The organism is Micromonospora marina, assembly GCF_900091565.1.
GTDB lineage: Bacteria > Actinomycetota > Actinomycetes > Mycobacteriales > Micromonosporaceae > Micromonospora > Micromonospora marina.
In genome coordinates, this window is the sequence record NZ_FMCV01000009.1 from 106,065 (window position 1) to 122,278 (window position 16,214).

At 73.8% G+C, this 16,214-nt stretch carries 20 protein-coding genes; 8 read left to right on the forward strand and 12 right to left on the reverse strand.

The genetic code is table 11. The annotated features are described in order from the left end of the window. The first annotated feature begins 53 nt into the window (after window positions 1–53). The gene (gene dacB, locus GA0070215_RS13315) at window positions 54–1,637 is read left to right on the forward strand and encodes a D-alanyl-D-alanine carboxypeptidase/D-alanyl-D-alanine endopeptidase (RefSeq protein ID WP_091045824.1); all 1,584 of its coding nucleotides are present in this window, start codon (window positions 54–56) and stop codon (window positions 1,635–1,637) included. Between the two features lie 21 nt (window positions 1,638–1,658). Here the strand turns inward: dacB and GA0070215_RS13320 are convergent, their stop codons facing one another. Beyond that, a complete protein-coding gene (locus tag GA0070215_RS13320; RefSeq protein WP_091045828.1) occupies window positions 1,659–1,970 on the reverse strand; it encodes a hypothetical protein in 312 nt (103 codons plus the stop codon). Between the two features lie 87 nt (window positions 1,971–2,057). Beyond that, window positions 2,058–2,972, reverse strand: a complete 915-nt coding sequence (locus tag GA0070215_RS13325; RefSeq protein WP_244166979.1) for a hypothetical protein — start codon at window positions 2,970–2,972, stop codon at window positions 2,058–2,060. Window positions 2,973–3,039: 67 nt separating this feature from the next. Between GA0070215_RS13325 and GA0070215_RS13330 the strand changes: the two genes are divergently transcribed. After that, on the forward strand, window positions 3,040–3,222 hold the full coding sequence (locus GA0070215_RS13330; RefSeq protein ID WP_091045833.1) for a hypothetical protein: 183 nt from the start codon (window positions 3,040–3,042) through the stop codon (window positions 3,220–3,222). 114 nt (window positions 3,223–3,336) lie between these two features. Here the strand turns inward: GA0070215_RS13330 and GA0070215_RS13335 are convergent, their stop codons facing one another. Beyond that, window positions 3,337–3,630 carry a pyridoxamine 5'-phosphate oxidase family protein gene (locus GA0070215_RS13335; protein WP_208600341.1) on the reverse strand — a complete coding sequence of 98 codons (294 nt, stop codon included), beginning with the start codon at window positions 3,628–3,630 and terminating at the stop codon, window positions 3,337–3,339. An 88-nt stretch (window positions 3,631–3,718) separates the two neighbouring features. Further along, complete coding sequence (locus GA0070215_RS13340; RefSeq protein ID WP_091045836.1) at window positions 3,719–4,312, reverse strand: pentapeptide repeat-containing protein; 594 nt, start codon at window positions 4,310–4,312, stop codon at window positions 3,719–3,721. 55 nt (window positions 4,313–4,367) lie between these two features. Between GA0070215_RS13340 and GA0070215_RS13345 the strand changes: the two genes are divergently transcribed. Continuing rightward, window positions 4,368–5,600 (forward strand): serine hydrolase domain-containing protein, encoded by a 1,233-nt coding sequence (locus tag GA0070215_RS13345; protein WP_091045839.1) that lies wholly within the window; start codon window positions 4,368–4,370, stop codon window positions 5,598–5,600. A 55-nt stretch (window positions 5,601–5,655) separates the two neighbouring features. Then, a complete protein-coding gene (locus GA0070215_RS13350) occupies window positions 5,656–6,297 on the forward strand; it encodes an NAD(P)-dependent oxidoreductase (RefSeq protein ID WP_018786707.1) in 642 nt (213 codons plus the stop codon). A gap of 16 nt (window positions 6,298–6,313) precedes the next feature. On the opposite strand, the gene GA0070215_RS13355 is transcribed toward GA0070215_RS13350, so the two are convergent. Then, a complete protein-coding gene (locus GA0070215_RS13355; RefSeq protein WP_018786708.1) occupies window positions 6,314–6,778 on the reverse strand; it encodes a PPOX class F420-dependent oxidoreductase in 465 nt (154 codons plus the stop codon). Between the two features lie 32 nt (window positions 6,779–6,810). Continuing rightward, a complete protein-coding gene (locus GA0070215_RS13360) occupies window positions 6,811–7,452 on the reverse strand; it encodes a DUF6642 family protein (RefSeq protein WP_026268208.1) in 642 nt (213 codons plus the stop codon). A 257-nt stretch (window positions 7,453–7,709) separates the two neighbouring features. On the opposite strand from GA0070215_RS13360, the gene GA0070215_RS29550 reads away from it, so the two are divergent. Next, on the forward strand, window positions 7,710–8,489 hold the full coding sequence (locus tag GA0070215_RS29550) for a D-Ala-D-Ala carboxypeptidase family metallohydrolase (RefSeq protein WP_018786710.1): 780 nt from the start codon (window positions 7,710–7,712) through the stop codon (window positions 8,487–8,489). 246 nt (window positions 8,490–8,735) lie between these two features. Here GA0070215_RS29550 and GA0070215_RS13370 read toward each other — a convergent pair whose 3' ends face one another. The 5 genes from GA0070215_RS13370 to GA0070215_RS13385 form a co-directional block, all read right to left on the reverse strand. Beyond that, window positions 8,736–9,254, reverse strand: a complete 519-nt coding sequence (locus GA0070215_RS13370; RefSeq protein WP_018786711.1) for a hypothetical protein — start codon at window positions 9,252–9,254, stop codon at window positions 8,736–8,738. An 87-nt stretch (window positions 9,255–9,341) separates the two neighbouring features. After that, the gene (locus GA0070215_RS29040) at window positions 9,342–9,872 is read right to left on the reverse strand and encodes a DUF234 domain-containing protein (RefSeq protein WP_244166980.1); all 531 of its coding nucleotides are present in this window, start codon (window positions 9,870–9,872) and stop codon (window positions 9,342–9,344) included. A 10-nt stretch (window positions 9,873–9,882) separates the two neighbouring features. After that, window positions 9,883–10,572, reverse strand: coding sequence for an AAA family ATPase (locus GA0070215_RS29045; RefSeq protein ID WP_231394803.1), 690 nt, complete (start codon window positions 10,570–10,572; stop codon window positions 9,883–9,885). A gap of 69 nt (window positions 10,573–10,641) precedes the next feature. Next, entirely contained in the window at window positions 10,642–11,313 is a 672-nt protein-coding gene (locus GA0070215_RS13380) for a response regulator (protein ID WP_091045841.1), read from the reverse strand. Further along, window positions 11,310–12,545: a sensor histidine kinase gene (locus GA0070215_RS13385; protein ID WP_091045845.1), complete on the reverse strand. Its 1,236-nt coding sequence runs from the start codon at window positions 12,543–12,545 to the stop codon at window positions 11,310–11,312. Before GA0070215_RS13385 ends, GA0070215_RS13380 begins: the two co-directional genes overlap by 4 nt. 132 nt (window positions 12,546–12,677) lie before the next feature. Between GA0070215_RS13385 and GA0070215_RS13390 the strand changes: the two genes are divergently transcribed. The 3 genes from GA0070215_RS13390 to GA0070215_RS29050 all read left to right on the forward strand — a co-directional run bounded on the left by GA0070215_RS13390 (window position 12,678) and on the right by GA0070215_RS29050 (window position 14,710). Further along, on the forward strand, window positions 12,678–13,577 hold the full coding sequence (locus GA0070215_RS13390; protein WP_018786714.1) for an ABC transporter ATP-binding protein: 900 nt from the start codon (window positions 12,678–12,680) through the stop codon (window positions 13,575–13,577). Beyond that, a complete protein-coding gene (locus GA0070215_RS13395) occupies window positions 13,574–14,359 on the forward strand; it encodes an ABC transporter permease (RefSeq protein WP_091045848.1) in 786 nt (261 codons plus the stop codon). The genes GA0070215_RS13390 and GA0070215_RS13395 overlap by 4 nt, the downstream gene beginning before the upstream one ends. Before the next feature lie 162 nt (window positions 14,360–14,521). Continuing rightward, on the forward strand, window positions 14,522–14,710 hold the full coding sequence (locus GA0070215_RS29050; protein ID WP_244166981.1) for a CysS/YqeB C-terminal domain-containing protein: 189 nt from the start codon (window positions 14,522–14,524) through the stop codon (window positions 14,708–14,710). Between the two features lie 21 nt (window positions 14,711–14,731). On the opposite strand, the gene GA0070215_RS13405 is transcribed toward GA0070215_RS29050, so the two are convergent. After that, window positions 14,732–16,192, reverse strand: a complete 1,461-nt coding sequence (locus GA0070215_RS13405) for a serine hydrolase domain-containing protein (protein WP_091045852.1) — start codon at window positions 16,190–16,192, stop codon at window positions 14,732–14,734. Window positions 16,193–16,214: the final 22 nt, after the last annotated feature.

Genomic DNA, 16,214 nt, shown 5'->3' on the forward strand with positions numbered 1-16,214 from the left:
ACCTTTCGCCCCGGACTCTTTCCCGCAGGAAATCTCCGTGGCAGCATCTATCCATGCATCGTCGCCTATTTCCCCGGGCACTGGCGGTGCTGGCGCTGGTCGCCACCGCAGCCGCCGCCGGCACCACCACCGCCACCGCAGAAGCGCCCACCCCCGCGCAGACCCGGCTGAACGCCACCATCGACGCGGTCCTCGCCGACAGCCGGCTCTCCGGGGCCCAGGCGGGCGTGGTCGTCGTCGACACCACCACCGGCCGCACGCTCTACGACCGCAACGGCACCCGGCGGCTCATCCCCGCCTCCAACACCAAGCTGCTCACCTCGGCGGCGGCGATGGAACTGCTCGGGCCGGGCCACCGCTTCACCACCGAGGTCAGCGCCGACGGTCCCCGTCGCGCCGGGATGCTCCGCGGCGACCTCTACCTGCGCGGCGGGGGCGACCCCACCATCCTCGCCGCCGACTACGACCGGCTCGCGCAGCAGATCGCCGCGACGGGCGTACGGGTGGTCGCGGGCGACCTGGTCGCCGACGACACCCGGTACGACAGCGACCGGCTCGGTCCGGACTGGACCTGGGACGACGAGCCCTACTACTACGCCGCCCAGGTGTCGGCGCTGACAGTGGCCCCGGACACCGACTACGACGCCGGCACCGTGATCGTGCACGCCGCGCCGGGCAGCCGGGCCGGCGCCCCGCCGAAGGTCACCATGACCCCGGAGAACAGCTGGTTGCGGATCGACAACCGGGCCGAGACGGTCGCCGACGGCGAGACGAGCATCTCGTTCGAACGCGAGCACGGCGGAAACACCGTGGTAGTGACCGGCCGGATCGCGGTCGGCCAGGCCGCCGAGAGCGACTGGGTGACCGTGTGGGAGCCGACCGGGTACGCCGCCGACGTGTTCCGCTCCGCGCTGCGACGGCACGGCGTACGGGTGCTCGGCCGGACCGTGCTCGGCAGCGCCACCCCGGACACCGCCGAGCCGCTGGCCCGGCACGACTCGATGCCGCTGGCCGACCTGATGGTGCCGCTCCTCAAACTCTCCAACAACGGCCACGCCGAGGTACTCACGAAGGAACTGGGCCGGCAGCTGTCCGGTTCCGGCACCTGGGCCGCCGGGCTGTCCGCGATCAGCGGGTACGTGGGCGACGCCGGAGTGGACACCGGCACGCTGCGCCAGCGCGACGGGTCCGGCCTGTCCCGGCGCAACCTCGTCCCGCCGGCCCAGTTCGTCACGCTGCTCTCGGCGGTCCGCGCCGAACCGTGGTTCGACACCTGGTACGCCGCGCTGCCGGTGGCCGGCAACCCGGACCGGTTCGTGGGCGGTACGCTGCGCAGCCGGATGGGCGGCACGGCCGCCGCGAACAACGTGCACGCCAAAACCGGCAGCCTGACCGGCGTGTCGGCGCTGTCCGGCTACGTCACCGACGCCGACGGGCGGCTGCTCGCCTTCTCGATCGTGCTGAACAACTACCTCACCTCGTCGGTGAAGGGGCTGGAGGACCAGATCGCGCTCGCGCTCGCCTCGTACACCGAGAAGGAGACGGCGACCGTCCGGCGGACCGTGCCGGCGGCGCCCGAGTCGCCGCGCGTACCCGAGGGGCGGGAGTGCTCCTGGGTGAAGCCCGCGCTCTGCTGACCGGTCCGGCCGCCCCGGCGCTCAGGCGCCGGGGCGGTACGGCCGCGGATCGGCCGCCGGATCGCCTCGCTCGACCAGCGCGTCGATCTCGGCCGACGGCAACCCGCGCAACGTCAGCACTCGGCGGCCCCACACGTGCAGCCGACACGGATGCGGGCTGGCGTCGTTGCGGCAGATGATCCCGCCCGACCAGACCCGCGGCGCGTGCACCACCACCGCCCGCACCGCGAACTGGACGTCCTCGACCGTCACGTACGGCGGCATGGGGATCTCGCGCAGCACGTCACCATCGGTGCGCGGGCGGGCGGGGGCGACGGGGGCAGGGCCGGTCATCGGTCGGGCCTCCACAGAGGATGGTCGGACGGGACAACCGAAACGTACGACGCCCGGCCCGGCACGCGACGGACAAACTGTCCCCGCTCAGTGCAGCGCCACCGCCTGGAGGCTGACGTTGCCGCAGTCGCCCAGTGACTCCTCCACCGTCCAGTTCAGCAGCAGCTTCGCGCCGCGTGGTGCCCGGAACCTGATCGTGAACTCGGTGGTGAGCGCGGTGTGCGGATCCTCCATCCGGAGCGTGGTCACCGGGCCGCCGGAGACGCGCACGTCGAGACGGCCACGGGCCATCCAGAGCCCGGCGTACAGACGCACCGTCCGCTGCTGCCCGTCACCGGCCACCGCCAGGTTGAACCCACTGCCCCGGTGGCAGGTGTAGATGCCGGACATGGTGCCGCTCGCCGAACCGACCGGGTTGCCGTCACGCCAGGCGTACGCCTCGGGGTTGTTGCTGAAACTCACCCGCCGCCCCCGGCCGCCCTCGTCGCGGATCTCGCCGGAGCCACCCCGCTTGCGGACCGTCCGGGCGGCACCGGTCAGCCCCCAGTGGACCCAGTCGGTGGGACCGGCGGCGGTGAGATCGACTGTGGCGGGCACGTCCGCGCGGGTGACGGCGACGGTCGGCGGCAGCGCTGGCGTCGGCGACGGCGGGGACGGCGACGAACTCGGCGACGGCGACGGGCTCGGCGACGGCGACCGCTGCCGGGGACGCAAACCCGGGTTGACCACCGTGTCGTCGGCCTCGTTCGGCAGCCCGACCCGGCCGGGCGGCGCCACCGGCGCTCCGGCCTGCTCCTCGCGTGGCGTGTCGTGCCGCTCGACGCCGAGGTAGACCGCCAGCACCGCCAGGCAGAGGAACGCGACCAGCCCTTCCAGCACCAGCCGGCGCCGGCGGCGCAGCCTGCGCAGCGCGGACCGGGTACGCGGAAGGTTGTGCCGGTGCGAGCCGGGGCCGGTACGCGGACGGTCCTCCTGGCCCACCACACCCTCCACTTCGGTCACGACACCGCCGGACACGACAGGTACGCGAACGGGCTCCACGGTGTCACCGGACCGCCCCTTGCGCCACATGTCGAGTGACGGGCATTTCCAGTTCGTCACCTGGCGACCGCTCGCCGGACCGGCCGCTCAGCTTACCGTGATCGCCGGCAACGCCACCCCGTCGTTCTGGCCGCCAATCACCGTCCGGGCGTGCCACCTGATCAGCAGCCGCTCGGCCGGGGCCGCCCGGAAGCGGACGACGTACTGGTAGAAGCGGTCGCCCGCGGCGAGGGCGACCTCGCGGACGGCGAGCGGCCCGGCCCCGTGGCTCGCCGTAGGCGGATGACATCCCGCGACCGGCGGGGAGGCGAGAGGGCCCGGGGGGTCAGTGGCGGGTGTGCTGCCGGAGGCCTCGGTCGGGGTGCCAGCTCTCGATCAGGAGGTGGTCGGGTGGGTCGCCCACCCGGGTGAGGACCACCTCGGTCAACTCGATCCGGAAGCGGTGCGAGCCGTCCTCGGCGGGTGGCTCCTCGTGCGCCCGGCCGGCGATCTTCGCGTCCCCGTCCCAGGTGGACGGATCGTCGGACGGGGTGTCCTCGGTCGGGCTGTGCAGCGCCACCCGGGGATCGCGGCGCAGGTCGAGCGCTTTGACCGCGCCGGCCATGCTGCCCAGCCGCAACTGCCCGTCGTCACCGAAGTCGAACTCGGTGCCGCTGATCCGCGGCGACCGGAAAACCTGACAACCCGCGGCGCATTTCCCCGCGGACTCAGCCCACCTGGAACCCGAGCGCCTGAGCCAGCATCACCGCCTGCTCGGCATCGATCCGCGCGCCGGAACGCTGTACCGCCGTCGGGTCGAGCGCGGACAGGTCACTGCCGCGCAGGTCGGCCCGGATCAGCTTGGCGGCGTGCAACTGGGCGCCGGAGAGGTCCACGCCGGTCAGCGTCGCGCCGGTGAGATCGGCGCCGGTCAGGTCGACCTCCCGCATCCGTACGTCGGTGATCCGCGCCCCGCGCAGGTCGGCGCCGGTGAGCGTGACGAAGGACCAGTCGCCCCGGTCGACCCGCAGCGGGCGCAGGTCACAACGGTCGAACGTGCTGCCGACCAGCTTGCAGCCGGTGAACTCGGCCTCGAAGAGGTTGCACTTGGTGAACGAGCACCTGGTGAACGCCGAGTCGGTGTGCCGGGAGGCGTTGAACGCCACGTTGCCGAACACGCAGTCGGTGAAGACCGCGCCCCGGCTGACCGCCTCGGTCAGGTCGACGTGGAAGAACTCGCATCGCAGGAAGTGCCGGTCGGCCAGTTCCTCGGCGTACCAGTCCTCCTGGCGGTAGGTGACGTCCTCGACCGGCTCCGGCATGGCACCGACCCTAGTGACACTTCCCGGTTGCCGTACCTGCGGGTAGGTTCGCGTCGTGAGTGTCCCAGTGAGCACCGACCCCGGCCGTGTCGGCTTCGATCCCGCCCGGCTGGCGCGGATCGACGAGCACTTCGCCCGGTACGTCGACGACGGCCGGCTCGCCGGCTGGCAGATCGTCGTCAGCCGCCGGGGCGAGGTCGCCCACTCCTCGACGTACGGGCTGCGGGACCGGGAGGCCGGTACGCCGGTCGAGCCGGACACGCTGTGGCGCATCTACTCGATGACCAAACCGATCACCTCGGTCGCCGCGATGATGCTCTGGGAGGAGGGCCGGTTCGAGCTGAACGACCCGGTCAGCCGCTGGCTGCCGGAGTTCGCCGACGTACGCGTCTACGACCGGGGTTCGGTGCTCAAGCCGTACACGGTGCCGGCGGTCGAGCCGATCCGGATCTGGCACCTGCTCACCCACACCGCCGGCCTGACGTACGGCTTCGCCCAGGTCTCCGTGGTCGACGGCCTGTACCGGGCGGCCGGCTTCGACCTGGGCGTGCCGGCGGGCGCGGACCTGGCGGCGGCCTCGGCCGGGCTGGCCCGGCTGCCGCTGCTGTTCCAGCCCGGCACGAGCTGGAACTACGGTGTCTCCACCGACGTGCTGGGCCGACTGGTCGAGGTGATCTCCGGGCAGTCGCTGGCCGCGTTCTTCGCCGAGCGCATCCTGGGCCCGCTGGGGATGACGGACACCCGATGGTGGGTGGACGCGGCGGACGCCAAGCGCCTGGCCGCCCTCTACGCCCCGCACCCGGCCACCGGCCTGGCGGTACGCGCCGACAGGGTGGGCCGGGCCGCGCTGGCGGAGCCGAGCTGGCACTCCGGTGGCGGCGGTCTGGTGTCCACGGCGGCCGACTACCACCGGTTCACCCAGTTCCTGCTGCGCGGTGGCGAGTTGGACGGGGTCCGCCTGCTCGGCCCCCGCACGGTGCGCTTCATGACCCGTAACCACCTGCCGGGCAACCGGGACCTGGCCTCGTTCTCGCCGGAGGGCTTCGCCGAGACGATCCTCGACGGCATCGGCTTCGGGCTGGGCTTCGCCGTCGTGCTGGATCCGGTGCCGTCGCGGGTGCCGAGCAGTGTCGGCGAGTTCTACTGGGGCGGACTGGCCAGCACCGCCTTCTGGGTGGACCCGGTCGAGGAGGTCACCGCGCTGCTGTTCACCCAGCTGATGCCGTCGAGCACGTACCCGCTGCGCGGCCAGTTGCGCCAGCTCGTCTACTCGGCGATCGTCGACTGAGCCGGTTCGGCGGAACTCCCCGCCGCCCGCCGGTGGGCTGCCTAGCCTGTGAGGCATGAGCGACATCGTCGTGTTCGGCGCCGGCGGGACGGCGGGCTCACGGATCGCGGCCGAGGCCGTCGAGCGGGGGCACCGGGTGACAGCGGCGGTGCGGCGTCCGGAGGCGGTCGGCTACCTACCCCCCGGCGTACGCACGGTGACCGGCGACGCCACATCGGCGCGGAGCGTACGCGAGCTGGCCGAGGATGCCGACGTGCTGGTGGTGGCCATCGGCGGCGGCGAGCGGGATCTGTGGCGCGACGCCGCGCGAACGCTGGTCGACACGCTGCGTGAGGTGCCGGACCCACCCCGGGTGATCCACGTCGGCGGCGGCTCGACGCTGCTGACGCCGAAGGGCACCCGCTACCTGGACGAGCCGGACTTCCCGGAGGAGTACCGGGACTCGGCGCACGGCCAGGCGGACGCCCTGGAGTTCTACCGCACCGGCGCCGGCGGGGTGACCTGGACGTACGTCTCCCCGCCGCCGCTGGAGTTCCACCCGGGCGAGCGGACCGGGCACTACCGCACCGGCAGCGACCACCCGGTGACCGACGCGCAGGGCCGGTCGGTGCTCACCTACGAGGACCTGGCGGTGGCGGTCGTCGACGAGATCGAGAATCCGCGGTTCGCCAACGCCCGGTTCACCGTCGCGTACTGAGCCGTCGCGTACTGGTTCAGCCGGCCAGCCGGGCGGGGAAGCCGCCGGTGGCGATCGGACCCCAGGACTCGACCGTGACGCGGATCAGCGACTTGCCCTGCGCGACCATCGCCGACCGGTACTCGTCCCAGTCCGGGTGTTCGCCGGAGATGCTGCGGAAGTACTCGACGAGCGGCTCCAGCGCCTCGGGCAGGTCGAGCACCTCGGCCACGCCGTCGACCTGCACCCACGGGCCGTTCCAGTCGTCGGAGAGCACGCACGCGGACACGCGCGGGTCGCGGCGGATGTTCGTCACCTTGGCCCGCTCCGGATAGGTGGAGATCACCAGCCGTCCGTCGGCGTCGACCCCGCAGGACACCGGGGAGGACTGCGGGCGCCCGTCGGCGCGGGTGGTCATGAGCAGGACGCGGTGCCGGGGGCGGAGGAACTCGATGAGGGCGTCCCGATCGACCCGGGTGTTCGTCGCGATGCTGCGTGCCATGCCCTCGGTTCTACCAGGCGCCTCGATCTTTCTCAGCGCGGACGCCCGGCGGCCCGCTGCGCGGTGACCTGCTCCGGCAGGCGGGGGCGGGCCGGAGGCCGCCACGCACGGCCGTTGGCGTAGATCACCCGGAAACCGAGGTACGCGGCGAGCGGCGCCCAGTGCGCCGAGCGCATCCGCACCTCGGCGGCGTTGTGCCGCTGCCCGTTGGCGAGCACGTCGAGCAGCACGGTCTCGAAGGCGGCCGACTCGACCCAGTCCACCTCGCGGGTGAAGCCGCAGATCAGTGCCGCGCCGGTGATGTCGAGGAACTCGCGCAGCGTGGCGTCGGAGGCGCGCAGCACCGAGCAGCTACCGAAGTACAGGCGGCGGCCCTCGCAGCGGCCGGCCATCCGCTCGGCCACGTCCGACAGCTCCACCGAGTCCCAGTCGGTGAGGCAGAGCCGGCTCGGCTCGCCGTGCATGGCGAAGAAGCCCACCCGGTGGTCCGCGTACTGCTTGAGCAGCCACCGGTCGACGAAGTAGAACAGCTCGTCGCGGGTCGCCGCGTCCTTGTGGATGTAGCGGATGCGGCCGAGCCGTTCGAGCAGGTCGAGCGTGGGCAGGACGGATCCTCGTTCGTTGAGGTCGCGGTGCCACTGCCCCTCGACGCAGAACACGCCGCCACGCGCCAACGCCCACCTCCCCGCCCGTCGAGGTCGCCGCCCGGATCCGGGAGCAGACGTTACCGGTCACCACCGACGGGCGACACCCGGCAACGCGTTCGCAGACAGGCACTATTCACAGCTGATATCCAGCAACCGCATGATGTGAGAACAATTTCCGCTAATCGCCACGAAGAATCCTCACGCCTGTCACGGTGAAGGAGACGGGACGTACCGGTCGATGTGCCCGTCCAACCCCAGTTCCGCTCTGACATCGGGAGGACTCTGTGCGCGTCAACACCCTGAAGCGGGCGGCGGTCGCGTTCGCGCTGGCCCTGCCCGGGGCCGCCGTGGCGACAGTCGTGGCCGCGCCGCCGGCGCACGCCGACGGCTGCTACACCTGGAACCGGACCTTGTCCCAGGGAAGCTCCGGGGCCGAGGTCCGGCAGCTCCAGATCCGGGTGGCCGGCTGGTCCGCGTACGGCGGCATCGTCCGGATCGACGGCGTGTACGGCCCGGAGACGGCCGCCGCGGTCAAGCGTTTCCAGGCCGCGTACGGGCTGCGCGCCGACGGCGTGGCCGGGCCGAGGACGTTCGCCAAGATCTACGAACTGCAGAAGGACAAGGACTGCACGCCCAAGCACTTCAGCTACGCCGAGCTGGACAACGGCTGCGGCAAGGGCGGGTGGACCGGCGGTCCGCTGTCGTCGGCGGCCACCCGGGAGAACGCGCTGCGCACCATGTGGAAGCTGGAGGCGCTGCGGCGCAGCCTCGGCGACAAGCCGCTCTACGTGACCAGCGGATTCCGCAGCATCGCCTGCAACCGGCAGGTCGGCGGCGCCGCGGACAGCCAGCACCTCTACGGCAACGCGGCCGACCTGATCGCCAAGCACCGCAGCCTCTGCGACATCGCCCGATCCGCCCGTGACCAGGGCTTCAGCGGCATCTACGGGCCGGGTTACCCGGACCACGGCGACCACACGCACGTGGACTCGCGGCGGGAGAACACGCGGGACAAGACACCGAACACCAGGGTCTGGTCCGCCCCGGACTGCGGCGTCCAGTGACGCGGTGACGGCGGCCCGGCCCGGGGGTGGGGGCTCCCCGGCCGGGCCGCCGGCATGCTCCGGTACGGCCGACGCCACTCCGCGACGGGGCGTCGGCTCGACCGGAACCAGGGCGCCGGGCGTCCGCCGGCCCGGGCCGGGCGGGCCCGAGGGTCGGCTCGGCCCGGGCCGGGCGGGCCCGGGGTCGACGTGCCCGGAACCGGGCGAGGGCTCTGCGCCGGCTCGCCCGGGGACTGGCGGCGGGAGTCAGCTCGCCCGCGGCCAACGGGGCCGGGCGGCGGGAGCCGGCCGACCGGCGACGGGCCGCACACCGGGCCGCACCGGCGGCGCGGCGACCCGCGGAACCGGACCGCGTGCCGCCTGGGCCGCGGCGGCGGGGCGGGCGGCCTGACCGGGTACGCCCGGCCGAACCACCTGACCGGCCGGACGGGCGACCTGCCCGGGCGCCGGACGGGCGCCGGACGTCCCGGTCAGCACGAACGGGAAGGGTACGTGCACGAACGGGTTGCCGTGCCGGATCAGCGCGTCGATCTGACGGTCGTTGAGACCGTGTGTCTCCAGCACGCGCCGGCCCCAGCGATGCAACCGGCAGGGGAACGACGACCCGTCGTTGCGGCACTTCGGCCCCGCGGGCCACTCCTCGGCGGCGTGCACCACCACCGCCCGGACCGCGAGGCGGACGTCCTCGGGGGTCAACGATGCCGGCACCGGCACCTCGCCCAGGATCTGGTCGATGGGATCCGTCGACTGCTCACCAACTCGCACGGCAGGCCTCCCGCAGCTCGGCAGCGGTACGGCGGAACGGCCGCACCACATCCTCGACCACTGGTACGGCCCGGAAACGGCAGCAGTTCAATCCCGCCACGCGGCGAGCAGTTCGGCCGGCCCGATCGCCGTGACACCGTCGACCGCACGGCCACTGCGCACCACCGCGACGACCGGGGTGTGGTCGTCGGCGCCCGGTAGCTGGGCGCGGTGGTGCAGCAGCCGGGCCAGGTCGTGACCGTCGAACGCGCCGTTCTCCAGCCACTTGACCGAGCCCACGAACGTGATCCGCTTGGCCACCGGGCTCCGGTCGCCGCCGACCAGGTCGATCTCGGGGTCGTTCGTACGCGTCCAGTACCCGCCCACCACCGACGTCTCGAACGGCAGATGCCCCGGCGGCAGCCGGCGCAGTGACTCCCGGATCACCGGCTCGACCGCACGTCCCCGCCAGGACGTCCAGAACGAGTGGATGCGGGTGAGCGTCAGATCCCCTCTGCCGCGCTCGATCTCGGCGAGGTAGGGGTCGAGGAAGGCGAGCCAGAAGCGGAGGTACGGATCGGCGACCGCGTACCGGGTCTCGCGCGACGGACGGGTGGACAGCGGGAGGGTGGCCTCCACGATCCGTTTGTCAGCCAGCAGTCGGAGCGCGCGGTGAAGCGAAGCCTGCGGTATTCCGCCGGCGGCCCGCGCGATGGAGGAGGAGGTGCGCATCGATGGCATCCGCCGGCGGCAGCTGGAGCATCTCGCCCACGTCGCCGGGGCTCAGGGGCGGCACGACCATCTCGGTCGCGCGTTGGTGGAACGGACGGCCGTAGTCGTTGAGCGCCTCCATCATCGCCAGGTCCGAGCCGACGCAGATCAGCAGGACCGGCCGACGGGACAGCTCCCGGTCGAAGACCTTCTGGAGAGTGCCCTCGAAACCTGGATCGGTGGCGATGAGGTAGGGCATCTCGTCGAGCACGACGACGCTGGGCCGGTCCGCGGGCAGCGCGGCGGCGAGGAGGGTGAGCGCCGCGTCCCAGGTGGCCGGTGCCTGCCCGGCGAACAGACCCGCTCCGGGAAGTGTCGAGCCGGCCGCCGCCGCAACGAAGAGCCGCAGGTCGGCGACGGGTGTGGGTTGCGCCGAGGCGGTGAAGAAGAAGTGGGGTACGCCCGCGCGATCGACGAACTCCTCCACGAGGCGGGACTTGCCCACCCGGCGACGTCCTCGCATGAGCAGGGCCCGTCCGGGCCGTCCTGCCCGGCCGCCGCGTTCGACGCGCGCCAACATGCCGTCGAGCCGGGCCAGCTCCCGCGTCCTGCCGACGAAACCGGCCACACGGTCACCTCATGCTCTCAACTCGGATACTCTCAGGCTGAGAGTATCGCGAATGAGAGCTTATGCGCGTCAGACCAGGCCGGCGTCCTGGACCAGCAGGGCCACCTGCACGCGGTTGTTCAGCTCCAGCTTCGTCAGCAGCCGCGACACGTACGCCTTCACCGTGGCCACGCTCATGAACAACTCGGCGGAGATCTCCGCGTTGGTCCGGCCCCGGCCGAGCAGCACCGCGACCTCCCGCTCCCGCTCGGAGAGGCCGTCGAGCAGCCGTACCGCCCGCTCCCGCTTCGGATCCGGGCCGGGCACGGGCGCGGTGCCGGTGACGTGCGCGATGAGCTTGCGGGTCACCGCCGGGGACAGCGTCGCCTCCCCCGCCGCGACCCGGCGTACCGCGGCCACGATCTCGGCCGGCGGGGTGTCCTTGAGCAGGAATCCGCTCGCCCCGGCGCGCAGCGCCCGCAGCACCTGCTCGTCGGCGTCGAAGGTGGTGAGCACCAGCACCTCGGGCGGCTCGGCCGTGGCACGCAGCGCCTCGGTGGCGGCCAGCCCGTCGACCCGGGGCATGCGGATGTCCATCAGCACGACGTCCGGGGCGTACGCGGCGACGGCTGCCGGCACCTCGGCGCCGTCGGTGGCCTCGCCGACCACCGCCAGGTCGGGCACGCCGCCGAGGATCATCGCCAACGCGCCGCGGACCAGCGGGTCGTCGTCGACGATGAGCACCCGGACCGGCGCGCTCACCGGGCCGCCCAGGGCAGCCAGGCGGTCAGCCGGAACCCACCGTCGGCGTCCCGCCCGTGTTCGAGACGGCCACCGGCGAGCGTGACGCGCTCCGCGATCCCGACGAGCCCGGTGCCGGCGCCCGGGATGGCGGTGGGCGACGAGCCGACCGGCCACGGGTTGTGGATCTCCACCGCCAGCCCGTCCCCCGGGCCGCCGGCGAGCCGGACCGTCACCACCACGCCGGGTGCGTGCTTGCGGGCGTTGGTCAGCCCCTCCTGCACGATGCGGTACGCGCTGCGTCCGATCGCCGCCGGTACCGCCTCCGGCTCGGCCACCTCGTCGACCACGGCGACCCGCACCCCGGCGTCGCGGCTCTCGGCGACCAGTGACGGCACGTCGGCCAGCGTCGGCTGCGGCCGTTCCGGCGTGGCCTCGGAGCCGACCTCGGCCCGCAGCACGCCGATCACCTCGCGCAGGTCCTGGAGTGCGGCGTGCGCGCTGGCCCGGATCACCCCGGCTGCCCGCGCCACCTCCTCCGGCGGCGCGTCCGGGCGGAACTCCAGCGCGCCCGCGTGCAGGCTGAGCAGGGAGATCCGGTGGGCGAGCACGTCGTGCATCTCCCGGGCGATCCGGCCGCGTTCGAGCTGCCGGGCCTGGTCGAGCCGGAGCTGCTGCTCGGCCTCGGCCCGCTCGGCGCGGTCGCGCAGGGACAGCACGAGCTGGCGGCGGGCCCGGACGAACAGCGCCCACGCCACCACCACGCAGATGAACAGCGCGGTCCACACGGCCGAGGCCCAGACCGGCATCGTCGGGTCGGGCCGGATCGCGAGGTAGACCGGCAGGCTCAGCAGTTGCCAGGCCAACAGCGCCAGGCCCACCGGCAGCGGCCGGTGGACCAGGACGGTGAACATGATGATCAGCAACGCGACACCGGCGGTCACCGAGAAGAACATGAGCGGCGCGGTGGCCACCGCCAGCCCGACCGGCCAGCGCCGGCGCAGCCAGAGCGCGCCGCTGACGAGCAGGCCGACGAGCAGGTCGGCCTCCTCCAGCCAGGCCGGGCCGGCGTTGAGCACGAACTCCGGGGCGGCACTGGTGACGTCGGCGTGCGCGATCAGCACCCAGAGCAGCGAGGCCACGAACAGCAGGCCGTCGACGAACCAGTCCCGGGGCGTCCGCCGGGCGGCCCGGGCGGGCACCAGGGATCCCGGCAGGAGCCAGGGATGATCGGGTACGGCGGCGCTGGTCACCCGTCCATGCTAGGAAGCCGTCCGGACCGGCTACCAGCTACCAAAGTCGACGCCTGCGGTGAACCGAGGTCGACGGCGGCGCCGACCGCCGGCCGCAGCGGGTGACCGGATGGCCCCGGCAGGCTCGACGGCATGATCGAAGTCGACCAGCTCACCAAGCGGTACGGCCCGCACACCGCCGTCGAGGACGTCACGTTCCGGTGCGAACCGGGTTCGGTGACCGGTTTCCTCGGGCCGAACGGCGCCGGGAAGTCCACCACGATGCGGATGATCTGCGGGATGACGCCGCCCACCTCGGGCGGCGCCACAGTCGGCGGTCGCCCCTACCGGCACCTGCCCAACCCGGGGCGGGAGATCGGCGTGCTGCTCGACGCCTCGGCGCAGCACGCCGGGCGGACCGGGCGGGAGACGCTCACGCTCGCCGCCCGCACCATGGGCGTCGGCCGGGAGCGGGTGGCGGCGGTACTCGACCAGGTCGGGCTGAACGACACCGCCGCCCGGCGCCGCGTCGGGGCGTACTCCCTGGGCATGCGGCAGCGGCTCGGCCTGGCGCTGGCGCTGCTGGGCGACCCCCGGGTGCTGATCCTCGACGAGCCGGCCAACGGCCTCGACCCGGAGGGGATCTTCTGGATGCGCGGCCTGCTGCGCGAGTTCGCCGACCGGGGCGGCACGGTGCTGCTCTCCTCGCACCTGCTGCGCGAGGTGGAGGCGGTGGCCGACCGGCTGGTGGTGATCGGCGGCGGCCGGGTGGTCGCCCAGGGCGGCAAGGACGAGCTGCTCGCCGGTGCCGGCACGCTCGTGCGCGCCCGCGACGCGCACGCCCTGCGCCTGACGCTGGACCGGGCCGCGCTTCCGGCCACCGCCGGCACCGACGGCGGCTTCGTCGTCCGGGCCGAGCCGGGCGAGGTCGGTCAGGCCGCGGCGGACGCCGGACTGGTCCTCACCGAGCTGCGGCCGGCCGGCAGCGGCGGCCTGGAACAACTCTTCCTGACCCTCACCGCCGGCGCGTCGACAAAGGAGGCCGTCCGATGACCACCACTGCCGTTCCGACCGCCCCGCCACGGCACGAGCCGGCCGTCGCCGGCCCTTCGCTGGCCCGGCTGACCGCCGTGGAGCTGCGCAAGCTCGCCGACACCCGGGCCGGACGCTGGTTGCTGATCACGATCGGCCTGATCGCGGCCGTGATCGTGGCGGTGCAGCTGTTCGTCCTCGACGCGCCGGACCAGACGTTCACCGCCTTCTTCACGCCGTCGCTGCTGCCGGTCGGGCTGCTGCTGCCGGTGCTCGGCATCCTCTCCATCACCGGCGAGTGGTCGCAGCGCAGCGCGCTCACCACGTTCGCGCTGGTGCCCCGCCGGGAGCGGGTGATCGTCGCCAAACTCGCCGCGGTGGTGCTCGCCGCGCTCGCCTCGGTGGTGGTCAGCCTGGCGGTCGCCGCCGCGGGCACGCTCGCCGCCGCCGCCACCGGCGGGGCCGGCACCTGGACGTTCGACTGGCAACTGCTGCCGCACGCGGCCGTGTTCCAGGTGGCGAACGTGCTGATGGGCGCCGGATTCGGTCTGCTGTTGCTGAACACGCCGCTGGCGATCGTCGCCTACCTGCTGCTGCCCACCGTGTGGAGCCTGCTGTCCGCGATGATCTCCGCGCTGCGTGAGCCGGCCCGCTGGCTGGACACCTCGCTCACCATGGAGCCGCTGCTGGGCGCGGAGGTGACCGGCGGGCAGTGGGGCCGGCTGGGCGTGTCGCTCGCCGTCTGGATGCTCCTGCCGCTCGCCGCCGGCCTGGTCCGCACGATGCGCCGGGAGGTGTCCTGACCGTGGCCGCCCGGCAGACCGGCGAGGACGTCGTGGTCGACGGCGGACGCGGCGAGCTGGTGCTGATGTGGGCGGGCTTCCCGCTGTTCGGGGCGGGGCTGGCCGCCGGGCTGACCGCGCTGTCCGGCTGGATCGCCGGGCTGGCCTGCGTACCGGCGCTGGGTGGAAGGGCTGCCCGGCCTCCCACCCGGCGCGGACGCCCTGCTGCGTGCCCGGCAGCGGGCGCTCGACGGCGGTCACGACGCCGAGACCCGGGAGCTGCACGGGGAGCTGGCCCGGCTCGGCGTCGTGGTCCGCGACGAGGGCAAACGGCAGTACTGGCGGCTGGCCGGCGGCCCGCCGCCGGGGTGACCGCCGCCCCCGCCTGCGGGCTCAGGCGACGATCACCACCACGGCCAGCGCGGCGAAGACGGCGGACAGCGCCGCGCCGGTCCAGCGCCGCCACAGCGGTGCCCCGGCGACGAGCGGCAACCCGCGCCACCGCCGCACGGCGGGCACCACTGCGGCCCCGGCGAGCGCGGCGCCGAGCGGCCAGAGCCAGCCCGGCACCACCGACCAGTCGCCGAGCCGGTGGGCGAGGCCGAGGAAGACCACCGCCCAGGTCGCGTCGGACAGCAGTGTCACCCGGTCCGTTCCGCGCCGCGCGGTGCTCCACAGGGACAGCCCGCCGAGGAACGTGAACGCCAGCGCGAGCGCCGCGCCGATCCATCCGTCCAGGCCGGTCGACTCGTCCGCCGCGTCACTGCGGACGTCGAGCAGCCGCAGGCCGATCGGATCGACGTCGCGTGTGGTGTTGCCGAGCACCACCACACCCCGGTCGGCGGCCCGGTCGAAGCCGAGGTACGCCCGGAAGCCGCCGGTGCCCCCGTTGTGCCAGACGATCTCCCGGTCGCCGTGTCGGCTGGTGAACCAGCCGTACCCGATCCGGCGGTCGTCCCCGGCGTCGAAGCGGGGCGTGGCGGCGTCGGCGCCGGGGGCGGTGCCGGCGAGCATCGCGGCGGTGAGCCGGGCCAGGTCTTCGGCCGTGGACCACACGCCGACGCCGGCCGGGGCGTATCCCGCGCCCAGCCAGGGATCGGCGCCCCGGCCGGCGTCGGTGGAGCCCTCGGCACGCCCGGGCGGGAGGTCCCCGGCGTCGGTGGCGACCTGGGTGCCGGCCATGCCGAGGGGATCCAGCACGTCCCGCCGGAGCAGTTCCGGATAGTCGGCACCGGCCCGGGCCGCCAACGCCCGGCCGAGCAGGGCGGCGCCGAAGTTCGAGTAGGACACGGTGCCCCGCTCGTCGGGGTCGGCGCTCCCGGCGGCGGCGACGATCCGCTCCACGTCGTAGCCGGCGTACGCGTTCCCGGCGGTGACCGCCGCCCACCACGTGCTGATCATCGCGCCCGGTGAGTCGAGTGCCAGCCGGGGCAGCCCGGACCGGTGACTGGCCAGCTCGGCGAGTGTGACCTCGCCGGCCGGACCGGTCACCCCGGGCAGGACGGCGGCCAGCCGGTCGTCGGGACCGACCGCGCCGGACGCCGCCTGCCGGGCGAGAAGCATGCCGGTGAGCGGCTTGGCGATCGAGCCGATCTCGAACGGCGTGCCCGGTTCGACGGCCGGCCCGCCCGGAGCCCGATCGCCGAGGCCCGCGACGCGGACCCGGTCGCCCTCGATCACCGCCACCGCGAGCCCGCGCAGGCCCTCGGTGTCGCCGACCGCGGCGCGGACGGTCGCGGCCAGGTCCGGGTCGCCGGTCCGCTCCGGGCCGAGATGCGGGGCCACGGGCATCAGGACCGTCGCCGCGGCCGCCGCGACGAGTCCGGCGGTGGCGAGAACGATCGGGGTACGCATGAGCTGCCTTTCGGGTGGACGG

Bases quoted from the DNA above. Each gene is read 5' to 3' on its own strand.
- dacB (WP_091045824.1), top strand. From the start codon at position 54: ATGCATCGTCGCCTATTTCCCCGGGCACTGGCGGTGCTGGCGCTGGTC.
- GA0070215_RS13320 (WP_091045828.1), bottom strand. From the start codon at position 1,970: ATGACCGGCCCTGCCCCCGTCGCCCCCGCCCGCCCGCGCACCGATGGT.
- GA0070215_RS13330 (WP_091045833.1), top strand. From the start codon at position 3,040: ATGTCGAGTGACGGGCATTTCCAGTTCGTCACCTGGCGACCGCTCGCC.
- GA0070215_RS13340 (WP_091045836.1), bottom strand. From the start codon at position 4,312: ATGCCGGAGCCGGTCGAGGACGTCACCTACCGCCAGGAGGACTGGTAC.
- GA0070215_RS13350 (WP_018786707.1), top strand. From the start codon at position 5,656: ATGAGCGACATCGTCGTGTTCGGCGCCGGCGGGACGGCGGGCTCACGG.
- GA0070215_RS13355 (WP_018786708.1), bottom strand. From the start codon at position 6,778: ATGGCACGCAGCATCGCGACGAACACCCGGGTCGATCGGGACGCCCTC.
- GA0070215_RS13390 (WP_018786714.1), top strand. From the start codon at position 12,678: ATGATCGAAGTCGACCAGCTCACCAAGCGGTACGGCCCGCACACCGCC.
- GA0070215_RS13395 (WP_091045848.1), top strand. From the start codon at position 13,574: ATGACCACCACTGCCGTTCCGACCGCCCCGCCACGGCACGAGCCGGCC.
- GA0070215_RS13405 (WP_091045852.1), bottom strand. From the start codon at position 16,192: ATGCGTACCCCGATCGTTCTCGCCACCGCCGGACTCGTCGCGGCGGCC.